This window comes from Streptomyces sp. NPDC003393, from assembly GCF_053589015.1.
This window is the reverse complement of sequence record NZ_JBSFRB010000012.1, coordinates 156,638-166,398: the sequence shown is the minus strand read 5'-3', so window position 1 is coordinate 166,398 and position 9,761 is coordinate 156,638. Positions and strand designations below refer to the sequence as shown.

The 9,761-nt window shown below is 68.9% G+C and carries 11 protein-coding genes and 1 tRNA gene; 5 read left to right on the top strand and 7 right to left on the bottom strand.

What is annotated here, in order from left to right:
* On the top strand, positions 1 to 384 hold a 384-nt coding region (locus tag ACWDUZ_RS15335; RefSeq protein ID WP_451632290.1), incomplete at its 5' end, for a zinc ribbon domain-containing protein.
* Here the strand turns inward: ACWDUZ_RS15335 and ACWDUZ_RS15330 are convergent.
* Entirely contained in the window at positions 368 to 481 is a 114-nt protein-coding gene (locus ACWDUZ_RS15330; RefSeq protein WP_451632289.1) for a chaplin, read from the bottom strand. The two genes, ACWDUZ_RS15335 and ACWDUZ_RS15330, sit on opposite strands and share 17 nt — an antisense overlap.
* Before the next feature lie 640 nt (positions 482 to 1,121).
* Between ACWDUZ_RS15330 and ACWDUZ_RS15325 the strand changes: the two genes are divergently transcribed.
* Positions 1,122 to 1,523: a hypothetical protein gene (locus ACWDUZ_RS15325; RefSeq protein WP_451632288.1), complete on the top strand. Its 402-nt coding sequence runs from the start codon at positions 1,122 to 1,124 to the stop codon at positions 1,521 to 1,523.
* Between the two features lie 210 nt (positions 1,524 to 1,733).
* Positions 1,734 to 1,880, top strand: coding sequence for a hypothetical protein (locus ACWDUZ_RS15320; RefSeq protein ID WP_451632287.1), 147 nt, complete (start codon positions 1,734 to 1,736; stop codon positions 1,878 to 1,880).
* A 129-nt stretch (positions 1,881 to 2,009) separates the two neighbouring features.
* Here the strand turns inward: ACWDUZ_RS15320 and ACWDUZ_RS15315 are convergent, their stop codons facing one another.
* The 5 genes from ACWDUZ_RS15315 to ACWDUZ_RS15295 all read right to left on the bottom strand — a co-directional run bounded on the left by ACWDUZ_RS15315 (position 2,010) and on the right by ACWDUZ_RS15295 (position 6,555).
* Complete coding sequence (locus tag ACWDUZ_RS15315; RefSeq protein ID WP_451632286.1) at positions 2,010 to 2,693, bottom strand: GNAT family N-acetyltransferase; 684 nt, start codon at positions 2,691 to 2,693, stop codon at positions 2,010 to 2,012.
* A gap of 234 nt (positions 2,694 to 2,927) precedes the next feature.
* On the bottom strand, positions 2,928 to 3,689 hold the full coding sequence (locus tag ACWDUZ_RS15310; RefSeq protein ID WP_451632285.1) for a GNAT family N-acetyltransferase: 762 nt from the start codon (positions 3,687 to 3,689) through the stop codon (positions 2,928 to 2,930).
* Between the two features lie 915 nt (positions 3,690 to 4,604).
* Positions 4,605 to 5,006 carry an Imm7 family immunity protein gene (locus ACWDUZ_RS15305; protein ID WP_451632284.1) on the bottom strand — a complete coding sequence of 134 codons (402 nt, stop codon included), beginning with the start codon at positions 5,004 to 5,006 and terminating at the stop codon, positions 4,605 to 4,607.
* Positions 5,007 to 5,203: 197 nt separating this feature from the next.
* Positions 5,204 to 5,623, bottom strand: coding sequence for a DUF4260 family protein (locus ACWDUZ_RS15300; RefSeq protein ID WP_451632283.1), 420 nt, complete (start codon positions 5,621 to 5,623; stop codon positions 5,204 to 5,206).
* 296 nt (positions 5,624 to 5,919) lie between these two features.
* Positions 5,920 to 6,555: a TetR/AcrR family transcriptional regulator gene (locus tag ACWDUZ_RS15295; protein WP_451632282.1), complete on the bottom strand. Its 636-nt coding sequence runs from the start codon at positions 6,553 to 6,555 to the stop codon at positions 5,920 to 5,922.
* A 203-nt stretch (positions 6,556 to 6,758) separates the two neighbouring features.
* On the opposite strand from ACWDUZ_RS15295, the gene ACWDUZ_RS15290 reads away from it, so the two are divergent.
* Entirely contained in the window at positions 6,759 to 7,304 is a 546-nt protein-coding gene (locus tag ACWDUZ_RS15290; RefSeq protein ID WP_451632281.1) for a hypothetical protein, read from the top strand.
* 431 nt (positions 7,305 to 7,735) lie between these two features.
* Here ACWDUZ_RS15290 and ACWDUZ_RS15285 read toward each other — a convergent pair.
* Positions 7,736 to 7,808, bottom strand: a tRNA-Arg gene (locus ACWDUZ_RS15285).
* 320 nt (positions 7,809 to 8,128) lie between these two features.
* Here ACWDUZ_RS15285 and ACWDUZ_RS15280 point away from each other — a divergent pair.
* Positions 8,129 to 9,751: a dynamin family protein gene (locus tag ACWDUZ_RS15280; RefSeq protein ID WP_451632280.1), complete on the top strand. Its 1,623-nt coding sequence runs from the start codon at positions 8,129 to 8,131 to the stop codon at positions 9,749 to 9,751.
* Positions 9,752 to 9,761: the final 10 nt, after the last annotated feature.

Sequence of the window (9,761 nt, the reverse complement as noted above, 5' to 3'; positions counted from 1 at the left end):
GGCCGCACCTTCGCCAAGGTCGACCGTGCTTTCCCGTCCTCCCAGGTCTGCTCGGCCTGCGGATTCCGGGACGGCCCCAAGCCCCTCCACGTCCGCCAGTGGACGTGCGGCGCGTGCGGCACCGTACACGACCGCGACCACAACGCAGCACGCAACGTCCTCTTCGAAGGACGCCGAATCGTCGCCGCCGGACGGGCGGAGACGCCAAACGCCTGTGGAGCGCCGGTAAGACGGGCACCCGTGCCCGCACAGCGTGGTGAAGCAGGAAGCCCCCGGAAGGGTCAGACGACCCAGGCCGGAATCCCCGGACTTCAGGCCAGGGAGCACGTCAAGGCTACGGACAACCGAACCGTGGACGAGGAAGCCGTCATCGGCAGGCGTTGACGAAGGCCGGGTTGAGCGCGGCGATCACGTCGACGGTGTTGCCGCACAGGTTGATCGGCACGTCGAGTGGGACCTGGAGGGTGTTGCCGGAGGCCACACCGGGTGATCCGTACGTCCCCCTTCGGCGTCGGTGTTCGCCATGGGGAGACCGGCCCCGCCGATCACCACGGTATGGGTGCCTAGGGCGACGACCACCGCTTTCGCGATGCGAGATCACGTTCTCCGGACTGACCCGGTGAGCGCGGCAGCGGGATCAGCAACCGCACTTCCCGTTCAACGCGGCGCCGCCACCCCGATCACGGGTGATCACCGCGTCCGGCACCCCTTTCCATGACGCCCGCCGACTCGCACGCGTGCCTCGCCGCACCCACACCGGCCCCGGCCACGCCGCCGGTGTCGCCGCGGCTCCACCCTGATTCCCCGACTGTCCCTCGCTCGATCTGCCGCGGCTGCGGGGGAAGCGCCCGGATCGGGACCGTCCTCCTAAGAGACCTCGTAAGTCACAAATAGACACATCTGGCACAGCTCGATACGGTCGAATCAGAGGCGCTACCGCTGCAGCAGTGATCAGCGAGCGGAGAAGTCGGCGCCAGAGGCCGGAATGCACCGGCCCGAGTGGTACCCAGCGCATCGCGCTGCTGTGCAGGTACCGGTCCCGGTCCGCACCCTCACGACTGACGCTCCGACCGGGGCAAGTCATCGTCTGCACGTACCAGTCCCGAAGGAAGAAGATAGCTATGCGCCCGAAGCGAACCCTCGCACTAGTGGCGAGCCCCTTCGTCGCGGCCGCGGTCCTGGCGCTGCCCACCGTGGCCATGTCGCAGAACTCGGACGCCTCGGAAGCGTCCGCCGCGCAGGCCCCGAACCAGCCCAACCCCACTCACAGGGAGCGGGGCCCCCAACAGCCTGGCCCCTCGACGCCGACGCCGACGGCGACACCGAAGCCGACGAGCACACTCTCACCGATCCAGACGGGCAGTCGGGACGGACGGGTGGCCGGGAGGGCTGACGGCCAGGACTGCAACTACCACCAGTCCTTCGCCCCGAAGCAGAACAACTCGAAGTACCGGGCGGCCTACAGCGAGGCTTACGAGCGGAACTACGACGCCACCTGCGTCGAGGAGGAAGAAGCGCAGTAGAGCCTGGCGCGAAGCCCCGCGACGGATGTCCGGGGCCCGCGAAGGCAGGCAGGCCCCGCCGTTTCGGCGCCGGGGCCCGCCGGCGCGTGGCTGTCCCGCCCGACTCCCACCTGCTGCAACGACTTCACCAGCCGCGCCACCTTCTCGGGCGACGTCTTCACGCTGTACCGGCCCACGCCGACGACGCACCGTACCTGCTCGAAAGACATCATGCGCGACGAGCGCATCATGCTGTCGTCCGCAAGCGATCCACGTTCGACCCGCTTCGGAGCCATGACCGACAGTTGGGAAAGCGACCACGACCCCACACAGGGCCTACCGGAGTTCGGGTACGGCTTCACGGCACTCGACCGCTGACGGGGGACCGTTGGCCGCGGGAGTACGTCCGCACGTGGTGCGTCATGAGTGCGCCCTTGAACATCTTCGCTCGGCGGGGCTCGCCGGAGTGCGCCGAGCGTAAGGCGGATCGGCCGGAGCGAGCCAGTCCTACCGGTCGGAGGGAACCACCGGTCCCCGGGCGATCAGCACGTCGGCTTCGTGGCGCCAGCCGAGGGAGGAGTAGAGGGGCTGGCCTTCCTCACTGGCGATGAGAAGGCCGGTACGCGCGCCCTGGACCACGGCGGCCTCGGCCAGAGCGCTCATGACGGCGCGGCCCAGGCCGCGTCGCCGATGCGCCGCGTCCGTCTCGATGCGATCGGCGACCGCGTCGTCGCCGACCACGGCGATGGTGCCGCGCGCCGCCACCTCTCCGGAGGGGTCATGGAGGGAGACGACGGTGACCGCTCCCTGTGTGCGGACCTCGCACTCGTACGGCGCGGCGGGCGCGTGCTGCGGGTGCTCCGCGAGATCGGCCGTCATGAACCACTCGGACCGGTGGAGCAACTCCAGTCCGGCGGCGCCGACGACGGCTTCGACGGTGCTCGGGTGCAGCGTAGGTACCGTGAGCCAGGTGGGCTGCCGCGCGGCGGCGACGACTGCCGCCAGCCGTGCCAAGGACGCGGGATCCTCGTCCGCACGCAGCGCGAACACCTCGACCTCGCGGCCGGGTTGGTCGCACTCGGACCGCAGGCCGTCCCCGGCGGACTCGACCGGCTCGGCCCCGGGCAGGGAGCGAGCCACGGTCCAACCGTCCAGCCAACGTCGTATCAGCTCCGCCTCGATCTTCGTCATCCGGCGATTAGAGCATGACCGCAACCGGTGGACGGCTGCATAAGCGTCCCTCGCCGGCGCCGTCTTCCTGACTCCTGTCCGCTGACGCCACCTACACGACTGGCGCGGTTCTGCGCGTCGCCTGGGGCCTGTAGCGCTCCAGCCCCCGCGGCACACGGCACCTGCTCGACAGGGGAGAGCCCCGAGCCGCTGGTGCATCCCGATGGCGAGACACGGAATCGGGTTATTTCGCCATCAGTCACGTTCGAAAGTGTGCAAGTGACCGATGACGGAAAAGCCACGGCGCTCGTACCAGTGGCGTGGCCAGTCCGCCGCATCGGCGGTCAGGAACCGAGTACCGCAACCCTCATCGGCAGCCAAGCGCAGGGCGGTGGCCAGAACAGCATCTGCATACCCGCACTTGAGGTGGGACTCGGAGGTGATCAGGTCCTCGATCTGGGCTGTACCGGTCGCCGGGTCCATATAGAGATCGGCCCATGAGGCGACCTCGCCCTTCTCCGTGCGGGCACCGATGAAGCGAACGATGTCGGCTCCGCGCCGACGGGCCTCGCGTCGGTCGACGAGGTGACGTATGACCTCGTCGTCGACGTGCGGAAGGAGGCGACGCCATTGCTGGGTAAGCGGAGTGCGTATCGCGTCGAGGCCTACCTCGTCCGCCGTCCCGCCGGCCGGTACCGGACCTGCGTGCAGCATGACCAGATAGGTGGAGTGGGTGTACCCGGCGCGGATCAGTGGCTCCGCGCAGGCCGTTCCGACTTCATGGTCAAGAACGGAGATCAGGCGGTGCGACAGATGGCCCAGCGCTTGCTCCGCGATAGCGGGAAGTGCTGGGGAATCGACCACCGTATCGATGATGATCTGGTTGTTCGCACGGGAGTGAGCGAAGGTGTCGTCGTATACAGCGAACCCGCCCGGGAGAGTCACAGTGTGTGCGGCCTGGCGGCGAGCGAAGCCGGACAGGAAGGCGTTGATCTGCTGACGTTGCGGGTTCGGCATGAAGGGAGCCTACGCATGACCGACCGCTTTCGCATTGCACGGGCGGGCCGGGTTGCTGACCCGCGGGGGTGGTTGGCAGCGTGGGTCGTCGTCGAGTGCCTCGCACGGCCCGCGGACGGCCTGGCCCCCACAGCTTCCGTAGGTGCCAGGATGGCCGGCATGCCCCTACCCGCACCGAAGGATCTGACCTCGACGGTCCTGCGAACCGACTTCAGCGATGACGCGGCCTGGGCCGCAGTACAAGCGGTGACCACTCGGTTGACTGTGGTCTGCCCGGTCGCTGTACTCCGCTGCTGTACGGCGACTTCGGGGAACCCGTGACCGCACCGCCGGCGAGCGTGGACCGTGACATCCTCGATCAGCGGATCATGTTCGCGGTCAGGACGAAGCGCACGAGCCTCAGTGATCGGCGCGCCCTCAGCATCTGCTCGGCTGCGTTGGTAGCTGACAGAGGCCGGGACGATCCAACACGGCAAGACCGCAGCACTGATCATCCCGGACCACGGTTGCGGCACGTTGCGCTGCGCAACGGTGTCCAGAGCGATGAGAACCGCGCCCCAGCCAATCAACAGAGGATTCCGACCTACGTGGCGCATGAAGCTGGCGAACGTTTCGAACCGCTGTTGCCGCTTGCTGTGCTGAGGCCGCATGGCGGGACCGTACCGGCGAGGACTGCTGTTCCGGCAGAGGGCGGCGGAACGGCTTTGGGCTGGAGCAAGCGCCGGCGCGCTCGGTGGTGGAGCACCAGTTCGGAAGACGCCGGATGCGAATGGCGATTGACCTGGCACATCTCTGACCTGGGCCGGGCCGCGATCGACGCCGCGGTTCCCCGTGAGTCCCCGCTGCGTCCCGTCGGATCGGGCACGCAACGGGCATGGGGGCGCTTCGTTCGGTTCGGCGACCTGTCCTCGGTCCTTATCCCTGGAAAGGATCTTCCAGAGCAGGAATGCACGGAGACAGGAACGGCTCCGTGTGCTTGCTCACGGTGCCGCGGACCAGTCTGAGGACGACGACCTTGTTTTCGTGCACGAGGTCTTCGTCGTCACGAATGTGCAGTAGACCGTAGGAACCCGGTGCCCGCTCGCCCACTTCGGCGAAGAGTCTGACGACGTCCTCGTCACGGTGGTTGGGGAAGCCCCCGAAATGAAGAAAGGGCTCCCCGTTCATCCACCGCAGATCGAGGAGGTACGGGCTGTCGATCTCGCGGATGCGGGACTGGATACCCTCGACGATCTCCCGCAGACGATCGCTGTTGCGGTCGTCAGCGTCTGCGTCGGCGCTCTGTCGAACGCTGATCCATCCGTGGTACTCGAACATGACCGCAGCGTACTGACCAGGCACGTGCTCTGGCAGATCACTTCTTTGTCGTCGGTCGTCATGAGTCACTGTTGAGCGACCTCGGACGGCCAGGGACGGCCCAGCTGTGGCGCGCTCGACCGACGCCGGCATCCTCGATGCGCGGTGCGGAGCGTCGGTCGCTGTGCCCGGGGCGGTGGAAGCCGCTCGGTCGGCGCTCAGCGCTGCCGGCCATCGGTAGTGCGCAGCCCGTAGCCGAGGGCCCGATCAGAAGCGATGTGCAGCAGCCAGCCGAGTGCGAAGGTGAACAGCGCCACGTTGGCCCCTGGTCCGTCGCCCGGCAGGAAGGGGAAGACGACGAGCCCCAGGACTGGGCCGATCGGCCGGTGGACGAGGTTGTAGGCGGCCACCTTGCCGCGTGGGAGTTGCCCGGGTTCGTGCGGCCCGGCCGGCCCGACGAACAGCGTCAGGTCAGGAGCGATGAAGCCCACAATGCCCAGCGGAATCGTCCCGCCGCCATGGTTGACCATCTCGAGCACGGTCCAGGCCGGCAGAAACACGGCGAGCAGGGCCCAGGCCCCACGGACCGGGCCCGAGGCTGAACTCCGGTCAGCCTGATGCCGGGTTGAGGATGTCATGCGTTCACTCCCTGCAAGGAGATGGTGGCCGCGATCCTGCTTGGGGCAGGGTGCTGAACGGTTGGCAAGGCGACGGGCCCGGCGGCGCGGGATGTGGCACCGCCGATGGACTCCAGGGGCAGGACGTGGGTGTGACCGGCCCGGTCCGGGGCGAGAGGGAAGCAATGGACGGCCGGTGCCGACGAGCTCCCACCACGTTTGACGCGGCCGTGGCGTGGCCTTACCGGGGGAGGATTGCGCTGTCGCCCTGAGTAATGCGGCTGGCACTGAAGACGCGGCAGAAGGGCAAGACATGGTCAGGTCCTCTCTGGGTGACGGGTGGCACCGGTTCCGGCCAGCACTTGGCCGACCAGTTCCTCGACGTAGTCGGCGCCGATCCGCGCACCGGTGACCAGGAGCCGGTAGTACAGGGCTCCGGCCAGTTGATCGAAGAGCACTTCGGACGACGTGTCCGCGGCCAGGGCGCCCCGCTCACGGGCGCGGTCGAGCAGTGCCAGCGGCAAGGCGTTGCGCCGGGCGAACAGGTTCCGTACGACGTCGCCCATATCAGGGTGCCGGGCGGCGGCCGCGACCAGTTCGGCGACGACTCCGGCCGACCGGTCCCCTTCCCCCGTCAGGTCCCGACCGACTCGGCGCATCCGGTCGAGTCCGGTCGCGACGGCGGTGAGATAGACGCTCAGATCGCGCCTGATGTCGCCGGTGTCAGCGACCGGCACCTCGTCCTGGATCTTGGCGACGAGAGCGACGAGCAGATGGTCCTTTGTGGGCCACCGCCGGTAGAGCGTGGTCTTGGCCACCGCGGCGCGTGCCGCCACCTCGTCCATGGCGAACCGGTCGTAGCCCCGCTCGACCAGCAACTCGTGGGCCGCCGCAAGGATCCGTACATCGGCGTTCTCGCTGCGGGGACGTCCTCTGCGCGCGGGGGCTGTCACAGGCGTTGCTCCTCCTCGTCCAGGCGTCGGTCCGTCGCCCTGACCATTTCGATACGGCGGTTTCGTTATGGAGAGTGGGACGGGTGAGGTGCTGGTAGACCTCGCGGGTGATGAACCGTTTGAGGCAGCGGAGGATGTCCTTCTTGGACATGTCTTCGGCGGTGCGGCGGGCGACGTAGTTCTGCGTCCGTTGGTCGTAGCGCATGCGTACCAACGCGCACGCGGACACGACGGAGAAGCGGGTCGCTTCGGACCGGCTGGGAGGCGTGTGGCCGTCGAACGACGGGGTCGTTGCCGCCGGCGTTGCCGTCAGAACCACGAAACGCCCTGGAGGGGAGATCCTCTCTGGGGCGTTCTGGCGGGTGGCGGGTGGCGCCCCCGGCAGGACTCGAACCTGCGGTCAAGCGCTTACACAACCCCCTGCAAAGGGCAAGGAGTCGACGGCTGCCACGAAGACCGCGAACGCTGTTGACAAGCGGTCCCTGCTGAACCCCCAACAGGCGGCGGCAATCCTCGACTGGATACGGCGCCGGCCGCGCGGCGGCAAGCGGCTCCATGCCTTCTTCGCCACGCTGTACTACTGCGGCCTTCGGTCCGAGGAAGCCTTCGCCATGCGGGTGGAGAACGTGACCTTGCCCGAGCCCGACGCCGACGACCAGCTCAAGCCAGGTGATTTTGCTCTTCCAGGGCGAGTCCGGTGGCGTCCTCGCCGGATCCGTCATCCGTCGGGCGTGGCGCAGCGCGCGTAAGGCCGTACTGCCCTCGCACGTCTTCGAGTCGACCACCGGACGCCGCGCTGTACGACAACCGGAACGCGCGCCTGACGAAGTGGCTCAACGACGGTATCCCGCGCGCCCAGGTGGCCAAGTGGGCCGGCAACAGCGTCGCCGTGCTCCTGGCGACCTACGCTCGGTGGGTCGACGGGCAGCTGCCGGATCTCAAACGGCGGCTGGAAGTCGCGGGTGACCTTCCGGAGGCGGAGCTGCCGGGCGTTGGCTGGTCTTCCACCGGTCGAGGACTTCGACACGTACTCGACACGGCCACCCGCGAAAACCCGGTGAGAGCCGGACAGCCCCGAAGCCTTCCCTTGATCGTCGAGAGGGCGTCCGGGGCTTCGGCGTGTCGTATGTCACCCACACTGAGCAGCGAAAAGCCCTCCCGAGGGGAGGGCTTTCAGGGGCGCCCCCGGCAGGACTCGAACCTGCGGCCAAGCGCTTAGAAGGCGCCTGCTCTATCCACTGAGCTACGGGGGCCTGGTGTGTGGCCTCTGTCGTGGTGCCCGGGTGTGGGCTGATCCGTGACGTTGCCGGGGACAAGGATAGGGCTCCGGACTCCTGGTCCCTGTTGCTTCGCCTCCGTGGCTCGATGTGGAGGTTCAGTGAAGCGGTCCCGATAATCGCAGGCAGGTACGAATCCTGCACCGCTTTTGGCGTCTGGCGCACCGGGTGTTGTGCACTCGTTATGCCTGGACTGTGACCTCGCCCCAGTCATCCCTTCCGTCCGTTGTGTTCTATCGGCGCGCAGACATGCTCATATGCTTCAGATATCCCTCAAAATTGGGCATTCTTCGCATGTGGTGACCTTGGACGTTCGGCCTCAGCTGCTCGAAGCACTTTCCGCCCTGCGCGACCGTGTCGCCGCCGCACGCTTCCCACTGCCCCTCGACGGGGCACCACGCGCGCGTGCCGACCGCGACGAACTGCTGGCGCAACTCGACGACTATCTCGTGCCCCGGCTGCGGGAGCCCGACGCGCCCCTGCTGGCCGTCGTGGGAGGTTCGACCGGCGCGGGGAAGTCCACACTCGTCAACTCGCTCGTCGGGAGACGGGTCAGCGAGGCGGGCGTGCTGCGGCCGACGACCAGGACCCCTGTCCTGGTGTGCCACCCGGATGACCATCACTGGTTCACCGGGACGCGTGTCCTGCCCGGCTTCTCGCGCGCGTGGGTGCCCCGCCAGGACCACGCCGCTTCGATGGCCGGGGACGAACTGCCGTCACCCGAGGACGGTCCCGCGCGCGTACTGCGCGTCGAGACCGTCGAGACCCTGCCCTGCGGCCTCGCCCTCCTCGACGCCCCCGACATCGACTCCCTGATCGCCGACAACCGGTCCCTGGCCGCCGAGCTGATCTGCGCCGCCGACATCTGGGTGATGGTCACCACGGCAGCCCGGTACGCCGACGCCGTCCCCTGGCACCTGCTGCGCACCGCCAAGGAGTACGACGCCACGCTCCTGACCGTGCTGGACCGGGTGCCGCACCAGGTCGTCTCCGAGGTCTCCCGGCAGTACGGGGCGTTGCTCACCAAGGCCGGCCTCGGCGACGTACCGCGGTTCACCGTGCCGGAGCTGCCCGAGTCGGCCTGGGGCGGGGGGCTGCTGCCCGCCACCGCCGTGGCGCCGCTGCGCGCCTGGCTCGTCCATCACGTCCAGGACCCCGCGGCCCGGCAACAGGCGATGTCCCGCACCGCCCATGGCCTGCTGGACTCCCTCAAGGTCCGGATGCCCGAGCTGGCCGGTGCCGCCGCCGCACAGTACGCGGCCGCGCTACGGCTCACCGCCGCCGTCGACAGCGCCTACGACGGCGAGTACACGCGTGTGCGGGGCCGGCTGCAGGCGGGAGCCGTGCTCGCCGGGGACGCCCTGAAGCGGTGGCGTGCCTACCCGCTGGACTGCAGCGCCCGTGAACTGCTCGACGCGCTCGTGGAGAGCCTGGCCACGCTGCTGCTGTGCGCCGTCACCGCCGCCGACGAGCGCATCGACGACGCCTGGCGGCGCGAGCCGGCCGCGGACGCGCCGGGCCTGGCCGAGCGCGACACCTCGATCGAGGGCGCCGAGCACCACATCGGGCTCGCCGTCCGGCGCTGGCGCCGCGAGCTCGAGGAGTACGCCGACGACGAGGCGCGCGGGCTGGACCGGAGCGTCGCGCCGGACCCCGAGGTCGTCGCCGCGCTGGCCGCCACCGGGCTGCTGGGGGGCCGCCGGGGGCGGTCCGCGGGCGAGGGACTCGCGGAGCGGATCGGTGCGCACGGCGCGCTGCGGCTGCGCGACCGCGCCGGGCGGCTGCTCGCCGACTGCCTGGACCGGGTGATGCACGCCGAGCGGGAGCGCCGGCTGGCCCCGCTCGACGCCCTGGAAGTGCATCCCGAGCCACAGGCCGAACTCATTGCCGCGCTGTCCGTACTGCTGAAGGAGAGGTGACCGGTGACCG